The 23,449-nt window shown below is 40.0% G+C and carries 18 protein-coding genes and 1 riboswitch; all 18 genes read left to right on the forward strand.

All coding sequences use genetic code 11. From position 1 onward, the window contains the following. The first annotated feature begins 602 nt into the window (after positions 1-602). Positions 603-678: riboswitch (cyclic di-GMP riboswitch) on the forward strand. Positions 679-807: 129 nt separating this feature from the next. The 18 genes from EUBHAL_RS16005 to EUBHAL_RS01995 all read left to right on the forward strand — a co-directional run bounded on the left by EUBHAL_RS16005 (position 808) and on the right by EUBHAL_RS01995 (position 23,449). Further along, positions 808-996, forward strand: a complete 189-nt coding sequence (locus EUBHAL_RS16005; protein WP_005344210.1) for a hypothetical protein — start codon at positions 808-810, stop codon at positions 994-996. A 75-nt stretch (positions 997-1,071) separates the two neighbouring features. After that, complete coding sequence (locus EUBHAL_RS01915) at positions 1,072-1,311, forward strand: helix-turn-helix domain-containing protein (RefSeq protein WP_008688092.1); 240 nt, start codon at positions 1,072-1,074, stop codon at positions 1,309-1,311. A gap of 88 nt (positions 1,312-1,399) precedes the next feature. Next, positions 1,400-2,137 (forward strand): LytR/AlgR family response regulator transcription factor, encoded by a 738-nt coding sequence (locus EUBHAL_RS01920; RefSeq protein ID WP_044921505.1) that lies wholly within the window; start codon positions 1,400-1,402, stop codon positions 2,135-2,137. Then, positions 2,134-3,429 (forward strand): sensor histidine kinase, encoded by a 1,296-nt coding sequence (locus EUBHAL_RS01925; RefSeq protein ID WP_005344219.1) that lies wholly within the window; start codon positions 2,134-2,136, stop codon positions 3,427-3,429. Before EUBHAL_RS01920 ends, EUBHAL_RS01925 begins: the two co-directional genes overlap by 4 nt. A gap of 101 nt (positions 3,430-3,530) precedes the next feature. Then, positions 3,531-3,689, forward strand: a complete 159-nt coding sequence (locus EUBHAL_RS01930; protein ID WP_005344225.1) for a cyclic lactone autoinducer peptide — start codon at positions 3,531-3,533, stop codon at positions 3,687-3,689. Then, complete coding sequence (locus EUBHAL_RS01935; protein ID WP_005344227.1) at positions 3,689-4,273, forward strand: accessory gene regulator ArgB-like protein; 585 nt, start codon at positions 3,689-3,691, stop codon at positions 4,271-4,273. Before EUBHAL_RS01930 ends, EUBHAL_RS01935 begins: the two co-directional genes overlap by 1 nt. Positions 4,274-4,370: 97 nt before the next feature. Next, on the forward strand, positions 4,371-5,117 hold the full coding sequence (locus EUBHAL_RS01940) for a thioesterase II family protein (protein ID WP_005344230.1): 747 nt from the start codon (positions 4,371-4,373) through the stop codon (positions 5,115-5,117). Next, positions 5,107-5,805: a 4'-phosphopantetheinyl transferase family protein gene (locus tag EUBHAL_RS01945; protein WP_005344231.1), complete on the forward strand. Its 699-nt coding sequence runs from the start codon at positions 5,107-5,109 to the stop codon at positions 5,803-5,805. Before EUBHAL_RS01940 ends, EUBHAL_RS01945 begins: the two co-directional genes overlap by 11 nt. Then, a complete protein-coding gene (locus EUBHAL_RS01950) occupies positions 5,795-7,384 on the forward strand; it encodes a (2,3-dihydroxybenzoyl)adenylate synthase (RefSeq protein ID WP_005344232.1) in 1,590 nt (529 codons plus the stop codon). Before EUBHAL_RS01945 ends, EUBHAL_RS01950 begins: the two co-directional genes overlap by 11 nt. 14 nt (positions 7,385-7,398) lie before the next feature. Further along, positions 7,399-11,940, forward strand: a complete 4,542-nt coding sequence (locus EUBHAL_RS01955) for a non-ribosomal peptide synthetase (protein ID WP_005344233.1) — start codon at positions 7,399-7,401, stop codon at positions 11,938-11,940. A gap of 124 nt (positions 11,941-12,064) precedes the next feature. Beyond that, positions 12,065-14,275 (forward strand): bifunctional Gfo/Idh/MocA family oxidoreductase/class I SAM-dependent methyltransferase, encoded by a 2,211-nt coding sequence (locus EUBHAL_RS01960; protein ID WP_005344234.1) that lies wholly within the window; start codon positions 12,065-12,067, stop codon positions 14,273-14,275. A gap of 6 nt (positions 14,276-14,281) precedes the next feature. Continuing rightward, positions 14,282-18,553 (forward strand): non-ribosomal peptide synthetase, encoded by a 4,272-nt coding sequence (locus EUBHAL_RS01965; protein ID WP_005344235.1) that lies wholly within the window; start codon positions 14,282-14,284, stop codon positions 18,551-18,553. A gap of 124 nt (positions 18,554-18,677) precedes the next feature. Beyond that, positions 18,678-18,896, forward strand: coding sequence for an IS66 family transposase (locus EUBHAL_RS16655; protein WP_227233629.1), 219 nt, complete (start codon positions 18,678-18,680; stop codon positions 18,894-18,896). A 184-nt stretch (positions 18,897-19,080) separates the two neighbouring features. Next, the gene (locus EUBHAL_RS16305) at positions 19,081-20,052 is read left to right on the forward strand and encodes a helix-turn-helix domain-containing protein (RefSeq protein ID WP_044921512.1); all 972 of its coding nucleotides are present in this window, start codon (positions 19,081-19,083) and stop codon (positions 20,050-20,052) included. A gap of 147 nt (positions 20,053-20,199) precedes the next feature. Beyond that, positions 20,200-21,141 (forward strand): ABC transporter permease, encoded by a 942-nt coding sequence (locus EUBHAL_RS01980; protein ID WP_005344243.1) that lies wholly within the window; start codon positions 20,200-20,202, stop codon positions 21,139-21,141. Then, complete coding sequence (locus EUBHAL_RS01985) at positions 21,142-21,942, forward strand: ABC transporter permease (protein ID WP_005344245.1); 801 nt, start codon at positions 21,142-21,144, stop codon at positions 21,940-21,942. After that, complete coding sequence (locus EUBHAL_RS01990; protein ID WP_005344247.1) at positions 21,942-22,733, forward strand: ATP-binding cassette domain-containing protein; 792 nt, start codon at positions 21,942-21,944, stop codon at positions 22,731-22,733. Before EUBHAL_RS01985 ends, EUBHAL_RS01990 begins: the two co-directional genes overlap by 1 nt. After that, entirely contained in the window at positions 22,718-23,449 is a 732-nt protein-coding gene (locus EUBHAL_RS01995) for an ATP-binding cassette domain-containing protein (protein ID WP_049940617.1), read from the forward strand. The genes EUBHAL_RS01990 and EUBHAL_RS01995 overlap by 16 nt, the downstream gene beginning before the upstream one ends.

Consider the following 23,449-nt stretch of genomic DNA (forward strand, 5'->3'; position numbering starts at 1 on the left):
GAAAATGACTTTTGCGGAAAGGAAAGTATCTTTATTTTTTTATGTGTATGCTTCCTATTGTGGAAATGAATACTTGCAAAGTTGATAACTAATATTTTTCTGCTATTACAGGTGCAATAAGAACATGTAATAGCGGAAATGAGGAATAGTTACTTGTAGATAGAGAAGTATATTGCGGATAAAATAACATCTCTATGTGAAAAGCGTGATATCAGTAAATGCAGATTATCGCAACTGTCGGGAATTTCCCAGTCGTCACTGGGAAGAATCATGGCGCAGGAAAACCTGCCGTCGCTGATCACACTTGAAAAATATGTACAGCTTTGGGCGTGACATTATCGTAGTTTTTTCAGGAAGATAATTCAGAGAATCTGACAGAAAAACAGAAAGAAGTTCTAGGAATATGGAACGATCTGAGTACAAATGAGCAGGAAACAGTAATGTCAATGCTGCGTGGACTTCGGAAGTAGAAGAACAGTTCGGGTATATGTATCGGCTGTTCTTTTTTGTTTTTCGGGCGTTAAAACGATAAATTTTTCTTGTGTATAGTTGAGCGTTAAAGTATAATAAAATCAATTTTTTGCATAAGATTAGAGCTATAATAAGGAAATCGGCAAACCAGATGAAAGTCTGGGACGCAAAGCTACAGGGCCTGTAAAATGGCAGCCAGATGCATAAAATGAGGTGCACTGTCTGTTTGGCAGTGTTTTTTTACGGTGTTATTTCATAGACGTAACAATAATGATTTTATCAGGAAAGAATGAGAAAAATAAAAGTATGAAAAAGGCAAAACGATGACTGGCAACAGTGGGAAAGAAGAACGGAGGCTCCGGCCCGGCACATTGGAAAATAAAAAATATGGAAAATAGTATGATAAGTGAAAAGCCCTGCGCAGGACCGGATGTGTTCTCGTGGGGCTTTTCTGCGTCTGATAAAGACAGGTTTTTTGCGGATTTCTCTAAAAACAGGAAAACTGTCAAAAAATATCATACATAGATCAAAAAGACTATATATGGGCGACCTTTTAAAGACGGTTTATATAAAATAGAAGAAAAAAAGGTGGTTGATTCCGTGGATATAAAAACAGCGGTCATATATCGGTTAAACGATCTGATTAAGCAGAAAGATATCACAGTGAATGAAGCGGCGGTGCGCTCAGGCGTCCCGCCTTCAACACTGAAAAATATTTTGTATGGACAAAGCAGGAATGCTGGCGTAGTTACAATTAAAAAGATATGCGATGGATTGGATATTACAATACAGGAATTTTTTGAAGATCCCATCTTCGCAGATTTGGAACCGGAGTTATAGGAACAGGCAAATAATCTTAGGATTCAGATTCTGCAAGATGGTTTTTTTATGGGAAAGGGTTAGAAGAAACTAACACTGGAGGATGAATATGTGTAAAATAGCAATTTGCGACGATGATAAAGAATACAGGGAGAAAATAAAGACGGTCATAAAAACGGAAGGGATTCTGTCTTCGAATGAGATACGGTTTTATGAATATGAATCAGGAAAAGAATTATTGGAAGATGCGGATATTTTGCATGATCTGATTTTTATGGATATGCGTATGCCTGGATTGGATGGAAATAAAACAGTACTGAAGCTGAGGGAATATAATGAAGCAGCAATATTGGTGTTCTGCTCCGGCTGTTTTGAACCGACTCCTGACAGCATTAATGTTGGACAACCGTTCCGGTACATCATGAAGGATCTGCATGACAGAAGTCTGAAAAAGGAAATACCTATGATTTTATTAAAAGTGAAATTGTGCTGTGGAGATTCTTCCGTGACAGTTACATCGGCGGGAAGGATAATGCGCATCCATACGGAAGACATTTTATATATCTGTCTGGCGAAAAGGGGCTGTACGATATACATTGCCAGACAGGGAAAGATAGAAGAGATGCATTGCAAGGAATCTTTAAGTGATCTGTATGAGTGTCTGGCCGGAAGGGGATTTGAGTATGCACACAACAGCTATATTGTGAATTTGGCAAAAGTGGAAGGATTGGAAAAGAACGTTGCGTTGCTGTCGTTTGGAATCCAGTTGAATGTTTCGAGGTCGAGAAAAGGACAGTTTGCCGACGCACTGATAACATTTCTTGGGGAAAGGAACGGCATGGTATGATAATAAGAGATTATTTGATTTGTCTTCTTCAGATGTATCTGTTGGAGGACTTGGAAAAGAACATACTCCCATACAGAAGAGAAAGATTCTGGGAAAAATTTCTCGTATATTGTATCGCAGCACTGGCAATGTTCGGAACCAACCGCCTGGAATCCTCAATACTTAATATGGTAATGATTCCGGTAATCTATATGATCGCGTCTATGGTTGTGTTCCGGGGAAATATATGGAAGAAGCTGGTTACGGTATGCTGCTATTATGTGCTGGCAATTATTCCCGAATTTCTCTTTGCGGCACTTACGAATGCATATGGCGTGACTGGTGCGTCCGAGGGCTTCAGGACTGAAACAGAAAAGACATTAGCACTCCTGCTGATGAGTACCATGACATTTCTGTTTATTAAATGCATTAATCAGGTAACAAGGAAAAGGGATTATCTGACGATTGAAAATAAAACATTTACAGTGCTGCTCATGCTGCCAACCGCAACGATCGTTATGTTAGGATGTATGTTTTATTCGCACACTTCTTTTGAAGGAATGAACAGGGTCATGGTTCCGGTAGGAGCTTCGCTTCTGTTAATGACGAATATCTTCATTTTCACAGTATTTGACAGGTTTGTAGAAAAATCAGAAGAAGTGAAGAAGATGGACCGGCTATACCAGAAAAGCAGGGCGGAGATTGCCAATCTGCAGTATATGAATAAGGTTAATGAGGATAACAGAGCATTCTTACACGATATAAATAAATTTATCTGTACAGTAGCCGGCTTGATAGAAGAAGGAGAGAATCAAGAGGTTAAGGACATCATGGAACATTTAGGCGTCCGGATTCAGAATCTTCAAAAAAGTGTATATTGTGAGCATCCGATCTTGAACAGCATCCTATGTGAAAGAAAATTTCTTGCAGAATCTAAGGATATATCCTATAGGATTACCCTGGGTAATGATCTCAGACTGGATTTTCTGGAAGAGTTGGATTTGATCTCGATCGTAGGGAATCTTTTGGATAACGCACTGGAAGCGGCAGAAAAGACAGAAGATGGCAGATATGTGGAATGCAGGATGTATATGGGAAATGCGGGGCATTTCCTTGTCATGGAATTTTGCAATGGGTATGTCGTCCCTCTGTTAAAGGACAAGGACAGGTACATAAGCACCAAAAGAGACGCGGACAGTCACGGGATCGGACTGCACACGGTTGGAAAACTGGTTAAAAAGTATGCGGGAATTATGCGAGTGGAGGCAGGAGAACGGGAGTTCTCTGTTAAGCTGATCTTTACAATCAAATAAGGACGTGCAAAAATCGCCCAAAAAGTTACCGTTTTTGCCGCGGTAATTGAAAAGAGGGCGATTTTTGTGTAAACTTTCGGAAAAAAGGAGGCTTTGTAACTATGAAAAAAATAATCAGAAAAAACCTGGGAATCAAACTGCTTGGAGCTGTAAACTGTCTTGCACTCTGCTTGACGGCGTATACGGCAAATCTGGCGTGCAACTGGCTGTACTATCAGGAAGATGAGCCGGAAGAAGTTAAGAAAATGAGGAAATTCTAGTGTGGAAAAAAATGGCTGGTCGGCTTTTTGAACTACAAAGCAGGAATGGGATTCTTGAAGAGAAAGACCGCAGGCTGTATGAATATGCTTACGGCGTACTGCTGGGCAGGGTGGTAATATACCTTATCATCGTCATACTTGGCATCATAACGGGGAATTGGATGGAGATGATAGTCTTTTTATTGCCCTTTACTGTTTTAAGGCAGTATGCCGGAGGGATTCATTTGGAAAAGGCAGGGGGCTGCATGGCTGTTTCCGGTATCCTTGTCCTTCTATGCAGTCTGTATCTGGCGTCTGCTCCGGCTGTAATATGGCAAATGCGGATCATATGGTTTGTCGCGGTTGGCGTTATATTTATCATGGCGCCGGTAGATGCCAGCAGCAAGAAGTTGGATGCGAAAGAGAAAAAAGTTTATGGGATGCGCGCGAGGGTAATTTTAGTTATTGAATGCGCGATAGCAGGTGTTTTTTCTGTGATTGGATATTCCCTGATCGTAAACGGGATTATGGTAGCGCATATTGTTTTGGCGTCTGGTTTAATATTAGGATGGACCAAAATTTTTTTTGATAAAGAGTTAGAGTGAACTAATCCATGATAGGAATAAGAAATACCTGGGAAAAGCGTATTGCAAAAGGATGATAAACAGAACAAAAAGAACATGATACAAGAGGAATATAAAAGTGAATTTGAAATTGATAAAAAATACAGAAAATATCAACAAAGAGAAAATAACCTTGTTCTGCCTGCCGTTTGCAGGAGGCGGCGCGTCTGCTTATAATCAGTGGGCGAAAAAGATGCAGGGAAAAGTAACGGTATGTCCAGTCCAGCTTCCGGGAAGGGAAGAACGGATCATGGAGAAACCGTATATAGATATGCCGGTTATGTTAGATGATCTGGAAGAGGCTGTAAGAGAGGTTGTGGACGGACCGTATGCCTTATGGGGGCACAGTATGGGCGGGAAGATCTCCTATGAGCTGGAAAAGCGATTGGAGGCAGAGGGATATAGAGCGAAATACCTGTTTATTTCCGGCAGCCGGATTCCCAGCATTCCGGAACCGAAGCCAATCTATCATCTTCCGGATGAAGCGTTTAAGAGGGAACTGGGAAGATTTGAAGGGACGCCAAAAGAGATACTAGAGAATCAGGAATTGTTGGATTTCTTTCTGCCTATGCTGCGGGCGGATTTTACCATGGATGAAACGTATTATGATAAAGCGGGAGTAGTGCTGCATACACCTATCTCTGCATTTGGCGGAGAAAAGGACGGTGAAGCGGATGAGAGTGCAATCTGTGAATGGGGAAAGTATACGGATAATGATTTTGACTACCGAATATTTCCGGGAGGGCATTTTTATCTGCGGGATTACGAAGACGAAGTAATAAGTGAGGTTGAGAGACGGCTTCAGGGAATGAAAAATGGAGGTTAAACGATGCGGGGAGAAGGAATTTCTGTCAGCAGACAAACTTCGTATCCGTGAAAATGAGATACATATATGGTGCATCTGTTGGCCGGAAATGACAGATTTCTGGAAGAATCATGAATATATCCTGAGTGAGCAGGAGTCGGAGCAAGCCGGAAAGTTCCGCTTTCCTGAAGACAGGATGCGTTATATTGCCGGGAAACTTATCGTGCGAATTCTCTTGAAAAGATACTTAGATGTGGAAACAGTTGATTTTTCTGTCAATGAACTGGGTAAGCCTTATCATAAAGAAATCGCAGGAAAGCAGACAGTCAATTTTAATATTTCGCATTCGGGGGAATTCATACTGGAGGGATTCGCTGTCGGAATGGATATCGGAGTGGATGTGCAGGAAATGGCAGGATGCCCGGATTACAGGGAGATAGCCGGGAATTTCTATACGGCAGAAGAAGCGGAAGATGTAATAAATGAGGGACCGGAACTGTTTTTCCAGTATTGGGCGGCGAAAGAAGCGTATGTAAAAGCGATCGGTATTGGATTGGGAAGAGGAATGGATTTCTTCTCTGTCAGAAACGGGGAAATTACAGAAAAAGGCAGGAAAGGCCAGGGATGGCATTTGTATCCAGTAAAGATTGAGGGATATGCTGCGTATGTGGCGGCGCATAAGAAAGGAGACAAATCAAATGAGTTATAAGAAGGATATGAGCAAATACGAGCATCTGGAAGGATGGGAACGATGCGGCTTTGGAGAGCAGCTTGATAAGTGGGCGGAAAAATATGGAGAAAGAACTGCGGTCACGGACAGCGAAGACGAGATCAGTTATATGGAATTAAAGCAAAAAGCAGATTGTCTTGCGGCAGCTTTTCTGCGTAAAGGGATTTTAAAGGGAGACAAAGTGCTTGTGCAGCTTCCGAATAGGATTTCTTTTGTGATCGTGTTTTTTGCGCTTTCCAAGATTGGGGCGGTGCCAATCATGATGCTGCCGGCCCACAGGGAGGCGGAACTGGAAGGAATTATTGAACTGGCAAAGCCGGCCGCTTATATTGTGGTGGAGAAATATCTGGGATTTTCATATGTGCCGATGGCAAATGCGATGAAAGAGAAATATTCATGTATCCGGCATATATTTGTAGATAGCGAATCCGGGGATATCAGTGGAATGATTGCGGAAACGTGTGGAGAAAATGGAGCATTTCCGGCTGTGGATGGGTATGAAACGGCGGTGCTTTTGCTGTCCGGCGGGACGACAGGGGTTCCGAAACTAATTCCGCGCACCCATACGGATTATATGTATAATGCCCGCATGTCCGCGAAGAGATGCCGCTTGGATAGCAGTGACGTTTATCTGGCGTCTCTTCCGGTAGCTCATAATTTCCCATTATGCTGCCCGGGGCTTTTAGGCACGCTGGACGTGGGAGGAAAAGTTGTGCTTGCGTCTGCGACCAGCCCGGATGATATCCTTGACGCAATTACAGAGGAAGGTGTCACGATAACGGCATTGGTTCCTGCTATGGTTACTGTGTGCATGGAAATGCTGGAATGGGATGAAGATTATGATATATCCAGCCTGCGGATTTTGCAGGTGGGCGGCGCAATGCTGGAAGATTCCCTTGCGGATAAGATCATTGAAGAATGGCCGTGTAAACTGATGCAGGTATTTGGTACGGCGGAGGGGCTACTGTCCTTTACTAGCCCGGAGGATGAAGGTTCCCTGATCGCAAGATGTCAGGGAACTCCGGTGTCTCCTGCGGATGAAGTGAAGATTGTGGATGAAGAAGATAAGGCCGTACCGGAAGGAGTTTTTGGGGAATTATTATCCAGAGGCCCGTATACGATTGATGGTTATTATATGGCGGAGGAAGCAAATAAAAAGAGCTTTACGCCGGACGGGTTTTACCGGACGGGCGATAAAGCTATGTGGACGAAAGACAGAAGGTTACGTTTGGGCGGGAGAATCAAAGAGCAGATTAACCGCGCCGGAGAAAAGATCATGCCTTCAGAGATTGAAGCTTACCTTTGCAGGCATTCGAAAATCAAAGAGGCAGCCGTTGTCGGCGTTCCGGATGAAACCCTTGGAAACCGGATATGTGCATTCCTTGTGACCGATGATGAAGCCGGGATCGATTTGCAGGAAATCCACAGGTTCCTGCGGGAAATAGGCGTTGCGGCGTATAAAATGCCGGATCAGATAGAACGGGTAGAGACATGGCCGCTGACCAGCGTAGGAAAAATAGATAAGAAAGCATTAGAACGGATGGCGCAGGAAAAATAGAAGGAGACAGAATCATGGAATATATAGAGATAAAGGAACAGATCAAACAAAAGCTGCCGGTAGCCAGAGATTTGGGGGATTCCGAAAATCTGCTGGAGCTTGGGCTTTCATCCCTGACGATCATGCGTCTGGTAAACCAGTGGAGAAAACAGGGGGTTAAGGTTTCATTCGGTTCATTGATGGAAAATCCTACCCTTGAAGGCTGGTGGGCGCTGATCCAGCGCAGCATGAAGAAAAAAGCGGGCAAAAAACGGGCGCAAAAATCTAAGATAACGCCGGAAAAGGATATGAAACAGCCGTTTCCTTTAACAGACGTACAGTATGCATATTGGGTTGGCAGGGATGAAGAACAGGCTCTTGGAGGAATAGACTGTCATGCGTATTTAGAGTTTGATGGGGGAAATATAGATCCGGAGCGTCTGGAAAAAGCATGGAATGTGCTGCAGTATCATCATCCCATGCTGCGTGCCTGCTTTTTGGAAGATGGGACACAGAAAATCCTGGATAAGCCGTATTGTGAAAAAATAAAGGTTCATGATTTTTCACAGATGTCATCTGAGGAAGCAGAGGCAATGGCAGTATCTGTCAGAGAACGTTTATCCCATCGGAAGCTAAAGATCGAGGAAGGCGAAGTGGCAGGAATAGAGCTTACGCTTTTTCCTGAAAATAGGGCACGCATGCACGTGGATATGGCACTTTTGGTTGCCGATGTACAGAGTTTGCAGATCTTATTGAGGGATTTGGCGGCTGCCTATCGCGGAGAAAGCCTTCCGGCAGAATCAAAAGGGTGGAATTTTGCTTCTTATCTGGAACGGCAGAAAGAGGAAGATAAGGAAGAGAGAAACAATGCAGAAGGATACTGGAAAAAACGCTTGGAGCATTTGCCGAAAGGGCCAGGCCTGCCACTGGCAAAACGGCCGCAGGAAGTGACAAAGACTGTATTCAACCGCAGGATTGTAAGGATTGGCAAGGAAGAGTGGGCTCATCTGCAAGTACGGGCAAAGGAATACCAGACAACTCCGGCAATGGTTCTTCTTACTGCATATGCGACGGTTTTGGAACGGTGGAGCAGGAATCATCGTTTCCTTATTAATATTCCATTTTTTAACCGGAAAACAGAGCAGCAGGGATTGGAAGACGTGATAGCAGATTTCACTACACTGTTATTGCTGGAGATTGACTGCGAAGGGAATCCGACGTTTGCAGAATTGCTAGACAGGATTCAGAAGCAGCTCCATGAGGATATGAAGTATACGGCATATTCCGGCGTGAAAGTCCAGAGAGACCTTGCACAGATGTATGGAGACGCATCGGCAGTGGCGCCGGTTGTTTTTGCCTGCAATCTGGGAACGCCGTTGGTAAATGATACGTTCCGGAAAGAACTGGGGCAGTTTTCCTATATGATTTCCCAAACGCCGCAGGTGTGGAATGACTTCCAGAGTTATGAAGATGAAAATGGCGTACAGCTTACATGGGACAGCGTGGATAAGTTATTCCCGGAGAATATGATCCCGGATATGCTGGAGTGTTTTGAGAATCTTCTGCATGAATTGGGAAAGAAGGACTGGAATCAGCGATTTGATGTGCTTCCTGAAAAAAGAAAAAGAGAAATTGAAGATACAGCGCGTACAAGAGTGCCGGAGCGTGTGGAATGCCTGCATTGGGCTGTTATGAACCATGCGGAAGTTTGCCCGGAAGATATTGCGCTTATTGATGCGGGAAGCGGAAGATCGGTTTCCTATGGGGAATTAAAAGCACGGGCGACAGCAGTGGCGGCAGGGATTTCAGAAAAGGATATTAAGGGAGTCCCGGTTGCACTTACCCTGCCGCGCGGGATAGAACAGATCGAGACGGCATTAGGAATTTTGCTTTCCGGAAATTCATACCTTCCGGTCAGCTTAAGCCAGCCTAAAGATCGGAGAGCGTTAATTCATGAGAAGACGGGAGTCCGCTATGTGGTCACGAATCGGGAATTATCCGAAAAACTGGACTGGCCGGAAGGTACGGAAATCCTTGTGATGGAAGGTATGGAAGAGGGACAGAAAAATGTGAGACTGCCAGAGGTGTCGCCGAAGGACAGCGCCTATATCATCATGACGTCAGGCTCTACAGGTGTTCCGAAGGGTGTAGAGATTGCGCATGAAAGCGCATGGAATACGGTTCAGGATATTAATGAAAAGTACCATGTGACAAGTGCAGATCGGGCGCTGGCTGTATCAGCTATGGATTTTGACCTGTCGGTATATGATGTTTTTGGAATTCTAGGCGCAGGAGGAACATTGGTATTGCTTCCAGAGCAGGAGAGAAGGAATGCGGATTACTGGCTGGAACAAGTGTTGAAATATCAGATTACCGTTTGGAATTCAGTGCCGGTGCTTCTGGATATGCTTTTGATACGGGCGGAATCCATGAAACAGAAACTGCCGATCAGGGCGGTTATGCTTTCCGGAGATTGGATTGGGATGGATCTCCCGCAGAGGGTTGCGGCATGGACAGAGGATTGCCAGTTTGTCGCTATGGGAGGAGCTACAGAGGCAAGTATCTGGTCCAATTATCAGAATGTTACCCTGCCGATGCCGAAAAACTGGAAATCTATTCCTTATGGAAAGCCACTCAGATATCAGGCATATCGTGTTGTGGATGAGTATGGAAGGGATTGCCCTTACTGGGCAGAAGGCGAACTCTGGATTGGCGGTTTTGGTGTAGCAAAAGGATATAGGGGAGATTCTGCGCTTACGGGGCAGAAATTTATCACAGATCAGTATGGAAGATGGTATCGGACCGGTGATCTCGGAAGAATCTGGGATGATGAGACAATTGAATTTTTGGGAAGAAAAGACCATCAGGTAAAGATCCGTGGACACAGGATTGAATTGGGAGAAATTGAACATGCTATTCAGGAGTTTCCGGGTGTGGCTCATGCAGTTGTTGATACAGTTAGTGATGGTCATGGCAATAAAACGCTGGCTGCTTATATCGGAGCGCCGCTGCAGGAAGATTCTAAAGTTACAACGTATTTGTACGGCACAGATATCTTTGGCGGGGGCTGGAAAGAACTGAAGGATGATGTCAGCAATTGGCAGATGCAGCAGGAACGGAAGACAGCATACAAAAATTTCCTTGCCTATGCAGACCAGAGATGTGTACAGCTTATGCTGGAGACACTCATAGAGTTAGGCGTTTTTGTATCAGAGAAGGAAGTTCTTTCGCAGAAGGAAATTTTTGAAAAAGGGAGCATTACGGAAACACAGAAGAATACTGTGGCAAGATGGTTGGAAATTTTAAAGAAGGAAGGAATCCTGAGAGAAGAGGACGGCAGACTATCGCGTACCGGGAAGGAAGTAGCTGTACCGGAAAAAGCTGGAGATGCGGAAACGTATTTTAAGAAACTGAAGCCGTATCTGAAGCATATGGTTACTGGGAATGAAGTTCCGCTGGATGTATTTTACCAGAAAGATTCGGCGCTGGCTCCGAATATGTTGCTTCGGAGGATTCCGGGTTACGAGGAGACCGTGGAAAGACTGGTGCAGGAATTAAAACTTCTGATAGAAGGGCGCAGGAAAGAACCACTCCAGATTATAGAGATTGGGACAAGGGATGCTGCAATTACAAGACAGATTTTAAATGTGCTGGAAGATGTAAGTGTGGCGTATACATATGTGGATTCTTCAAAATATTTTCTGCAGGAAGCGGAGAAAGAGCTTGCGGGATATGAAAGAGTCGAGTTTGAAATGCTGAATCTGGAAGAAAGCATGGACAAGCAGCAGATGGCTCTGCATAGTTATGACGTCGTGATATCGGTAAATGCTTTGCATAGAAATATTGACGCTGTGGATGCGGTAAAGAAAGTAGCGGAATTACTGAAGCCAAATGGGATATTGTTAATGACAGATCTTGTGGTAAGGACATATCTTCAGGAGCTTACAGCAACTTTTTTGGAAAATGGTTTCGCAGATATTCGGGACAAGAGAAAAGAAGCGGGGATGGTTACCCCAGATTGTCTGCTGTGGAGAGAATGCTTATCAGAGGCAGGATTAGGCCAGGACATTGTTGTAACAGAAGAATATGGGAGATGTATATGCTGCAGTAGGCAGCAGGCATCTGTCTTGTCCTATTATGATGGAGCACTTAGGGAATATCTGTCGGAAAAGCTGCCGGAGTATATGGTTCCCCAAAACTATCATTTTATGGCACAGCTTCCAACATTGTCCAATGGAAAGATTAACCGGAAAAAATTACGGGAAGATTTTAAAGAAGAAACTTCGGTTATCAGATTTTCAAAAGCAGTAACGGAGACAGAAGAAAAACTTTTGGATATTTGGAAACGAATGTTTGGTTATGAAAATTTAGGGACTGAAGATAATTATTTTGTTTTAGGTGGTGATTCATTAATAGCAACCAAATTGATTTCAGATATTCAGAAAGAATTTGGCTGTAAAATTATGATTAGTGATATTTTTGAAAATGTTACGATAAAATTATTGGCTCAAAAGATAGATTTAGTAAGACAAAATGTCATTATGGAAGATATCGAGATGGAGTGTGGAGAAATTTAACATTGTCAAATCTGTTTTTTAGTATATTTCATAATGAAAAATAGCTCGCATTTTTAGGGGCAAATTACGAGTATTAGATATTGAGGAGTGTAACTTGTCCCTATTTTATTGAGAAGGTGAGAAAATGAGAAAATTAAAGTCACTTGTATGTGGTAGTAAGTTTGGACAATTTTATATAGATGCTATTAGTAAGATGAAAGAGTGCGTGGAATTCATAGGCATTTTTTCTAATGGAAGTGAACGATCAAGGCTATGTGCTGAAAAATATAATGTTAATTTATATACATCGATAGATAAAATCCCAGAGGATATAGACATTGTATTTATTGCTGTCAGAACGGGTGTAATGGGAGGTGATGGAAGTGAACTGGCATTAAAATTTTTGTCTAAAGGTATTCATGTATTCATTGAACAGCCTATTCATATAGACGAGATGAAAAAATGTGTAAAATGTTCAATTGAGAAGGGGGTATTTTTTCATGTAGCAAATTTTTATAAGTACATGGACACTGTTCATAAATACATTGAGTGCTCTAAAGGGCTGTTGAGGAAAAATGAAATATTGTCAATAGAATGTGCTTGTGCTAATCAAGTTATATATAGTCTACTGGACAATATTTTGAGAATTTTCAGGGAAAAGGCAAGATTTTCGATTGAAAATTTTTGGATACAAAATCAAGATTTTTTTATTGCTTCAGGTAGTATTAACGATATACCGTTGAGTATTAAAGTATATAATTCTGTAAATACAGTCGATTCTGATAGTTATTGCTATTATTTACAACAGATAAATATTTATACATCGGAAGGAATGCTTTTCATGGTTGATGTTAATGGACCGATTATTTGGAAACCGCAATTTCGAGCTGCTCATGACTTATTTATCAAGAAGGGGGATGAATTAGATCAGAGGATATTTGACAGTAAAATGTACTGGTATGAGTCAGAAAGTGAGTTGAGCTATAAAGATATTTTTTGCAAAAAATGGATAGATGCTATAAAAAAAGAAATTAAAGAATTTATAGATAATATTTATTTTGAAAAAATGACGGAATATCGTCGGAAAATTCAAAGTGAAATTGTAATTCCCAGTATATGGGGGCTTATAACTCAAAAGATTGGCTACCCAAGATTGTATCAAAATGCAAATCATGCAGTTGATTTAAATAACTATGTTTTAGATTTTTTTGAAGAAAAAAACACCTTTTTAAATGATTCACTAGAAATCAAAAAAACTGCAAACAATATTGACTTTTATTTGGAACCAGATATTACATATGGTTATGTTGAAGAAGCAAAACATATAATGAATATCGCATGTTTGGAGTCTATTTCATACAAACTGTACGAGGCGACTGGGGAGAAGGAGAATATATCAATAACAGAAATTGTAAGTTGCTTAAAGGTGGCAGATTCAAATATGCATATTTTACAAAGGTGGCTTAATGCTTTAAGTGAAAATGGATATATAGAATGTAATGCTGGGAAAATTAAATGGAAAAAGAAAAATACAAGTATATGTGAGAAAGACAATTGGAAAATTGTGTCTGATAAGTGGGTTGGAAAATTATCAGGAGAACATGTCATTAATTATTATTTAAAACATATTGAAAAAATGGAAGCTTTGTTATCAGGAGAAATGAATGCTGCGTTATTATTGTTTCCGGAAGGAACAATAGAGTTAGCTAATTGTTTCTATAGAGAAAATTTAATGGAAAAATATCTTGCATATTGTATAGAAAAGATTCTTTCATTCGCTATAGAACATACTAAAAAAGATAAAATTAGGATATTAGAATTGGGAGCAGGAACAGGAGCAACAACAGACAGAATATTAAAGGTTCTTGAAAATTCAACTAAAAAAATAGCATATATTTATTCTGATATTACAAAATATTTTCTCAATTTTGCTGCTCAAAAGTACCAGGGAAAAGAAGAATTAGAGTATAAGGTGATAAATATTGATTCTAACTTAAGTGACCAGGGAATTGCTGAAGAGAGTGTGGACATTGTCATAGCTGCTGGAATGATGAATAATGCTGTCAATACGGATTATTCTATGAGACAAATCATATGCAGCTTAGTACATGGCGGTATTGCTCTTATTGCTGAGCCAGTGGGAGAGAATTATGAGTTAATGTTATCACAATCATTTATGATGAGCCGGCCAACAGATGCAAGGGAAGTATGTAATGAAACTTTTTTGAAAATGGAGGAATGGAAAGAAGTTTTTTGGGGTTGCGGAATAAGTGAAAGAGAGTTAGTGGTAGTGCCAAGTGATACTAGTCCATTAGCACCATTAAATCAAAAGTTATTTATTATAAGGAAGGAATAATACGCTATGGATGCAAATAATTTAAAAAAGGCTTTTGAACTTTTTGTAAAATTGCAGGATAAGAAAGTAAAACTTAGTAATGTTGATGGAAAAATAAAATATAGAGCGCCGTCAGGAATTATGACAAATGAAGTCATAGAGGAAATAAGAAAATGTAAAAATGAACTTCTGACAATTATTAATTGTACCGAGCATCCAGAAAAACTATGGAAAGGAAAGCAAGGAGACAGTTTTCCATTAACAGATGTACAGTCTGCGTATTTGATTGGAAGAAAAAATATTTTTCAATATGGAAATGCAGCGTGCCACATTTATATGGAGGTTGAGTATTCTGAATTGGATTCTCAGCGTGTAGAGGAAGTGTGGAATATTCTAATTAATCGACATCCTATGCTGCGAGTAATCTTTAGTGATACAGGAATTCAAAAAATTTTAAGAGATACTCCTTGGTATACGTTGTATACAAATCGCAACATAACATATACGCAAGAAACTTTGCAAACTGAATTAGGACATAAAATATATGATGCTTCAAAATGGCCTATGTTTGATATAGGGTGTGTATCTGGTCACAATAAGGCTATTCTGGGTATTTCTATCGATTTTATGATAGCGGATTGGGCAAGCATATGGATATTAATAGACGAATTTGAAAAGTTATATCAAAATCCAACGGCTTCATTACCTAGAATTGAATACAATTTTAGTGATTATATATACTGTGAAAAAGTAAAGAAGTATACACCAAAATATTTTTCTGATCGTGAATATTGGATAGAACGCTTAGCTGAGTTTCCTGAAAAACCGGATCTCCCTATTATTAATGCTGTTGAGAATATTGATAAAAATGTTATATTTAAAAGATACAAATTTGTTGTTGAAAAAAACAAGTGGAAAACTATACAATTGATTTCTAGTAAGATGGGATTGACAAGTTCTGCTGTTATTTTATCTGCATACGCTATGGTTATTTCAAAATGGAGTACCAACAAAAAATTTGTTATGAATTTAACGACTTTAAATAGAAACAGTTATGAAAGCAAAGTAAATAATATTGTTGGGGATTTTACTTCAATAAATTTGTTGGCAGTTGATTTCTCAATTCAGAAGAGTTTTAGAGAATACGTGAAACAAATTCAGCAACAATTATTAACAGATATGGAACATAAGTTTTTTTCTGGTGTTGAAGTATTACGTGAATTGTCTCAAGGCAAAGAGAATATTATCATGCCATATGTATTTACTAGTGGAATTGGAGTGATCCGGAATACTAAGAAAGAAGGTTACCATGGTAAATATTATCAAAATGGTATTTCTCAAACTCCACAGGTGTTTATTGATTGTCAAGTGTTTGATCAGGACGATGAGTTATTAATAAATTGGGATGTGCGAGAAGGAATTTTTTTGCCTGAGGTTATAGATGAAATGTTTTTAATGTTTCAAGATTTAATTTGCAATTTTTTGATTGACGCAGAAAATTGGAATGTAGAAAAGGTGACTGCTATATTAAATAAAAACATTAAAATTAGTAAGAAAAAATATGATTTGCCGAGTGGCTTGTTGTATTCTTCTATTTTGGAAATGGCAGAATTATGTCCCGAAAAAGAAGCAGTTCAAGATGAAAATGAAATATGGTCTTTCAGTAAATTAGTAAGAAAAAGCTGGTTCGTTCAAAATAAACTTCAACAGGAAGGGTGCATTCCAGGAGATCTTGTGGGGATTTTTATGCCAAAATCAAACTATCAAATAGCAAGTGTTCTTGGCGTTTTAATGAACGGATGCACATATGTACCGATAGATATTCAACAACCTAAGAAACGCATAAATGAAATTATTGAACAGGCGGGAATAAAATATGTTTTGATAAGTAGTTGTAGCAAGATAGAGTTAATGTTTTTAGATGTTAAGTACATTTATGCAGACAAACAAAACAATGAAATAATTACAAAACAAATTCCGCAAGTCCCCAATAGCAGCATAGCGTATGTTATTTTTACATCTGGGAGTACGGGAAAACCTAAGGGGGTTGCTATTTCTCATTTGTCTGCATTGAATACAATATATTATGTAAATAAAATGCTGAATATTTCCACTAATGATATAGTTTTTGGAGTATCTCGATTAAGTTTTGACTTATCAGTTTATGACATATTTGGAATTTTGTCGGCAGGAGGAAAATTGTTCTTACCTGATGAAAACAGAATTGCAGATCCTTCTTATTTATTTGAGACGATAGTGAAACAAAAAATTACTGTATGGAATTCTGTTCCAGCCATAATGCAGATGATTCTGGAATACAGAGAAAATGAAAAAAGAACGGAACAGTTTAACATAAGGTGCTCATTGCTGTCTGGTGATTGGATACCGCTCACTTTGCCAGAAAGATTAATCTCTGCTTGTATGGAAAAAACACGGGTAATTAGTTTAGGTGGAGCAACAGAAGCAGCAATTTGGTCAATATATTATGAATATGAATACCTTTTTGATGAATGGAAAAGTATACCATATGGAAAAGCTCTTCCAAATCAAGAAGTTTATGTATTGGATAGTAAAAAAGAAATATGCCCGTTGGGTGCTGTTGGAGATATTTTCATTTCTGGTATAGGATTGGCAAAAGGGTATTTAAATGAACCGCTACTAACCGAGAAAGCATTTATTATGGTAAATGGAGAAAGAATGTATGATACAGGTGATAAAGGAAAATATTTAGAAGATGGAAATATTGAATTTTTAGGTCGGCGTGATACTCAAGTAAAATTGAATGGATTTAGGGTTGAGTTAGGAGAAATCGAGGCTAATATAGAAAAAATTAAATCCGTTAAATATGCTGCAGTTTTGTGTAGAGAAAAGGGACGAGAAAAAAGAGTAATTGCATATGTTGAACCGCAGCCATCTGAATTTACGGAAGATTTTAGCCTATATGTATTAAATGAGTTAAAACGAATGCTTCCGGCATATATGATTCCATACAATATACGTGTAATGAAATTGCCATTAACATCTAATGGTAAAATTGACAGAAAATATCTTAAAAATATAGAAATTGTAGAGGACAAAAAAGAGGCAGATACGAAAAACACAATAAATAGTGATTCATCTACTTATTTTCCGATAAAAGAGATATGGTGTAAATTGCTACAGAGAAGCGATATTAGACCAGATTCGGATTTGCGTAGTTTTGGAGCAGATTCTTTGATTATGGCACAAGCAGTTGGAAAAATACGAAATTTTTTAAAAGAAAGTGGGAGTCAATGTGATGTACCGTTTGATATATTGCTGAAACAGACGATTAATTCCCCGACTTTGAGTGAGATAGTTTCATACATAGATCAAATTATTTTAAAAAAAGAAGTGAATAGCAGATATGAAGATGCTGAGGTAAATGAGGAAGAACTTGGCAAGCTAAAAATTCATAAAAAAGGGAAAGAAGATAAATTAGTTGTGATTTTCCACGCTGGCTTGGGATCGATTGATGAATTTTTACCATTTATACAAGGTCTATGTAATGAAGAAAAGGGGACTATTGTTAGTATAGCATTAAATAATGTAAAGCAATATTTAGATTTTTATGCAGGGCATTTATATGAGAGTGTTGCTGATAAATATACAAAAATTATACTTGACTTAGGCTATGATAAAATACAACTTATTGGACATTGTGTTGGCGGAATGATAGCTTTTGAGGTTGCAAAAAATATGATGGATAAGGGAGTTGATGTTATTGATGTCTCTCTGATTGATAGTATACCAGGGAAATATAGTATTGAGGATGAGGTAGTAATGGAACTAATGTTTTTACCTATGGTAAATATAACGTATCCTGTGTTGGCGGAATATCAATTAAATGAGCGGGAATTATATGAATATATGGATGAGAAATTTGGAAAATATACAGGAATAGAACAGAAATCTAAAAATAAAGTAGAAGAATACATAAATGGTCTTCGGGAGATTGAGAAAGAGGAAAGAATAAGACTGTATATAAACAGTGTATCGAAAAATATGCCAATTCAAATGTTTGTCTATTTATTTGATATATTCAAACAAAGTACAAATGGAGCTATATATAAACCTATACCATATTTAGGTGATATTCGTTTATTTATAGCAGAAGATACAGAGAAAATTGTATTCCATCGAAGTGAAGAAGTTATAAATTTTTGGAGAGAAAATTGCATTGGTGATGTTACTGTTATTATGATTCCTGGAAATCATCTTACATGTTTTACTGATGTAAACAATATTCAGAAGTTAGTAAATATGATTACAGAGAAATAGTATCCGAAATAATTAGGTGAATCAATACAATAAGGAGAATGATTACTCCGATTTCTTCGGAGCCACTTGTCCGGACTTATATGCTAACACCAGATACAACCTGTACCTACGCATGGACAAACTGATGAAAAACCATCTCATGTTCCTGCATGACAGAAGGGTTCCGACAAGTAATAATGAAGCCGAGAGACAGCTTCGCAACTATAAAAGAAAGCAAAAGCAGGTCGTGTCCTTCCGGAGTAACCAAAGCCACGATTATCTCTGTAAAAGCATGAGCATGCTGGTTGTGATGCGACAAAATGAAAGTAACCTCTTTGATAGAGTATCCAGGATTCTGGATTAAGAAGAGCCAGTGGTTTTGACTGATTACAGTTTACACCACCGGCTTTTCTTAATCAAGTTCGCACCTGAACAGTAACATAAACAACACGCATACTTCAAAATTCAAAAAACATCCATGGACTGCGGCCATGAAAATATGCTATACTAACTGTGGTTTACTTATGCTAATCAGGGAGAAAATACAAATGAGCGAACAGCAATTTACAGACTTTTTTGACCCGGAAATTCAAAAAATTGTCAGCGAAGATGGCTGCTCCATTTACAGAATGAAAAATGTAACTGGGGAGGGTGTTATCACTCGCTATGAAATTCTTCCGGGTATTGAATTATTCTATAATGATTTTCACATGAGCGATGGACAGAATCAAAACAAGCTTCCGCACTCTGATGTACTTGAAATCAATCATTGCCGGGAGGGACGTTTTGAATGCGAATTTGCTAATGGAGATTATCAGTATGTCGGTGCTGGCGATCTTGCAATTAACCGCCTGACAAACGAAACTACATCAACTTACTTTCCGTTGTCGCATTATCACGGCATTTCTATTACCATTGATCTGCCTACGGCAGATCAAACTATGAAGCGGATAGAAAGTGTGATTGGAGGTCTGAATATAGATGTCTTTTCGATTGCAGATAAGTTTTGCAAGAATGATACCTGCATTGTATTAAGAACTCAAAGCGAAATTGAACATATTTTTTCGGAACTTTATCGGGTGGAGCCTCGGATGATCGCTTACTATTTAAAAGTGAAAGTGTTGGAATTGCTGATGTTTCTGAATCAGGTTTCGCTTCAGGATTACCAGGAAGAACGAAGATATTTTGCAAGAAATCAAGTACAAACAATAAAGAAAATGCAGGAATATATGACAGCTGATCTTCGCAACCATTATACTTTGCAGGAGTTATCAGAAAAATTTGAAATTCCTCTTACCTCAATGAAGGTTTGCTTCAAGGGCGTTTATGGGTGTTCTATTTATGCTTATATGAAATCCTATCGTATGCAGGCTGCCACGATCTTGCTTCGGGATACTTCTGACAGCATAACAGAAATTGCGGCTAAAATGGGATACGATAATCCAAGTAAATTTTCCGAAGTATTCAAAAAGGAATTTGGAGAACTGCCTTCCGAGTTCCGAAAAAAGTTGTCCAAATAGAGGATGTTTGGTCTTTTTAGAGTGGCGGCAAAATACCAGATACAATATACTATCATCTGTACTAGCAGATGATTTAAGAGCGTCGTGCAGACGCTCTTTTTTTTGAATAGAGGTTAGATTGTTCTAACCCGCGAAGGAGTCGGTATTATGAAACGGGATATGAGAAAATATATCCTACGGAAACTGGTTGAGCTGATATTTACTTTATTGTTTGTAACTCTACTGTCTTTCTTGCTGATGAGACTGTCATCCGTTGATCCAGCCACAGCTTATGCAAAGAGGATGATCGGAAACCCCACAGCGGAACAGATTGAAAAGATTCGGATTCAGTTGGGGTTTGATAAACCATTGCTTGTCCAGTATGGCCGTTGGGTATGGGACTTACTGCATTTTGATTTAGGCGTTTCTTTGGCAAATGGACATGATGTTTGGACGGATATTGCCACAGCCTTTCCGAAAACGCTTGGAATTGTAGCTCTGGCATCTATCTTTCAGGTTGTTTTCATTGTAATCGTTAGTTGTATTGCCTTTTTACTTCCCTGGAAACTTCCGAAAAAGGCAGTCAGGCTTTTGTGCATTTTGGGTGTGTCCATACCCTCTTTCTATTTGGCAACCGTTTATCTGGATTATTTTGCTGTTCAAAAGTCATTAATTTCTGTGGCAGGAAATACAACCCTACTCAGCTACATATCTCCGGCAATCTGCATTGGCGTATTCGGGGCTTCTTTCTATACGCCGCTTCTGATGGATGCTCTGGAGCATGAAAGCAACGAGGATTACGCATTTTATGCCCGTTGCCGTGGGCTTTCGGAAAAAAGGCTTTTGCTGTGCCATTTTTTTCCGCGGGCAGCGATGGGTTTAGTTCCAAACTTTTTACAAAGCATTGGTTTGGCACTGGCTAACGCAACGGTGATTGAATCCATTTTTTCAATTCCGGGATTTGGTTATCTGATTGTAAACCATGTGCTTGATCGCGATACTCCCATGATACACGCCGAGGTGTTTTTTCTGGCGCTGGCGATTGCTCTTTGCAACATTGCCGCTGACTTGGTGCAGTGGGCAATCGGGCGTAAAAAGGGGGTGGCGTAAATGAAAACGAAGCGTTTTCGGAAATGGTGTGCGATTTTCATTCCAACCCTTGTGATTATTTTCTTTTTTGCCGGATTTTTATTTGCACCCAACGATCCAATGAAATCAAACTTGTTGGAGAGATATGCTGATCCCAGCGCAGAATATCCGTTTGGTACGGATGCTTTAGGGCACTGCATTCTGTCACGGATTCTTTATGGTGGCTGGACAACGCTGGGGATTGTATTAGGAGGCTCTCTTATTGTTTTTCTGCTTGGCACTGTTATCGGAATGGTGACAAGCCGGGCCATTATGAAAGAAAATGCACTTATTGATGGCCTGATTAACGCTGTTACAGCCATTCCCCCGATTGCGTATTTAATTGTGTTTATTGGAGCCTGGGGCAGCGGAGCGAAAACTACTCTTGTCGCGCTCACTGTGTCTTACATTTTGAGATACATAAAACTGGTTCGTACCCGTACCGACATGGAAATGGGAAAAGCTTATGTCATGTGTGCAATCGCTTCCGGCGCTTCAAAGCTCAGAATCATGCTGATTCATATTTTCCCGAATTTGATTGCCGAAATGATTCGCTTTCTGTGCCTTTCCTGTGCGGATATGATTCTGGCTATTACCGGATTTTCCTTTATTGGATTAGGGCTTGGTGATAATGTAGTAGATTGGGGAAGTATGATTTTAGACGCAAGGGGTGCTTTGGTTCTTCACCCGACCATGATTCTCTATCCAATAGGGGCGGTAATTTTATCGACACTCTGCTTTAACGTCATTGGCAGGCAGTTGACAACGAAGGAGGCAGAGTGATGTTAAAAATTGAACAGTTAGATGTCAAGGAACGGTCAGGCCGCTACCTTCTGAAAGACATATCTATGGAAATTCCTGCAGGCCATGTGATTGGACTTACAGGTAAAAGCGGCTCTGGAAAAACAACTTTGCTGCGGAGCATTTTGGGGATGCTTCACACAAGCTGTCATATTGATGCCGGGAAAATTTTGTTGGACGATATAGATTTATCACATCTTTCCCGCAAGTCACATCGTGAGCTTTGTGGAAAGAAGCTTGGATTTATCCCCCAGAACCCTATGACGGCTTTTGACAGCCGATTAAAAATCGGTTATCAGATGCGGGAAACCTTTGTCAATCGTTTGCATTTGAATACAAGTGAAGCAACTGACCTGGCGAAAGAGAAACTGGTTTCCGTAAATCTAAAAGACACGGATCGGATTTTGGGTGCGTATCCGTCTGAACTATCAGGCGGAATGCTACAACGAGTAGCTGCGGCAATCTTATTGGGAATGTCGCCGGATTATGTTTTAGCCGATGAACCAACCGCTGCATTGGATGAAGAAAACAGGGATTTATTGCTTCTCATCATGCAGGAGCAAATGAAGGACAAAGGCATATTATTTGTATCCCATGATGTGGCCGCACTTAAAAACTTATGTCAGAACGTTTATGTTCTGGGAGCCGGAAAAATTATTGAGCATGGAACGATGGATAAACTCTTGTCAAGTCCGCAGACAGACTGGATGAAACAATTTTCCGCGTTGAGCCATAGGGAAAGTCGGGGTGAATGGAAATGGGAGAAATTGTAATCCAGAATGTAAATCAGGTATATCATAATGTGAACCAGGGAGATTTTAATGCGCTTTCGGACATCAACCTCCACCTTTGTAAAGGTGAAAGTCTTGCTATTGAGGGAGAAAGCGGATCGGGAAAAAGCACGCTGGCAAGACTTCTGATCGGCATTGAGAAACCAACTTCTGGCAAAATATTACTGGATGGTGAAGATATAACCTGTTGGAATTATCGAACATGGAAACAGCACCGTAAAAAAATACAGGCTGTTTTTCAGGATTCTTCCGGCACTTTAAATCCTGCCAGGTCTGCATACGCAAATGTAGAAGAAGCACTGGTGAACTTAACTGATAAGAAAAGAGCCGAAAGAAAAAAACATATTTTAGATTTGATGGATGCCGTACACATGGATTATGGGCTTTTGGAAACGCCTGTCCGTCAGCTTTCGGGCGGCGAACAGAGGCGGCTCTCTTTGCTTCGGGCGATTGCCGTGGAACCTGATTACTTAATCATGGATGAAGTGACCAGCGGGCTTGACCTGATTTCGGCGGATGCCGTACTTACTTTAGTAGAGAACTTTGTGAAGCTATCCGGCAGCTCCTGCATTTTCATTACGCATAGCAGAAAGGACGCAATGCGTATTGCAAATCGGATTATCATCATGCGGGAGGGACGGATCGCCGAGCAAGGCTATCTAATAGATCAATTATCAAACCAGAAAGGACAAGGATAA

This window comes from Anaerobutyricum hallii DSM 3353 (genome assembly GCF_000173975.1).
Classification (GTDB): domain Bacteria; phylum Bacillota; class Clostridia; order Lachnospirales; family Lachnospiraceae; genus Anaerobutyricum; species Anaerobutyricum hallii.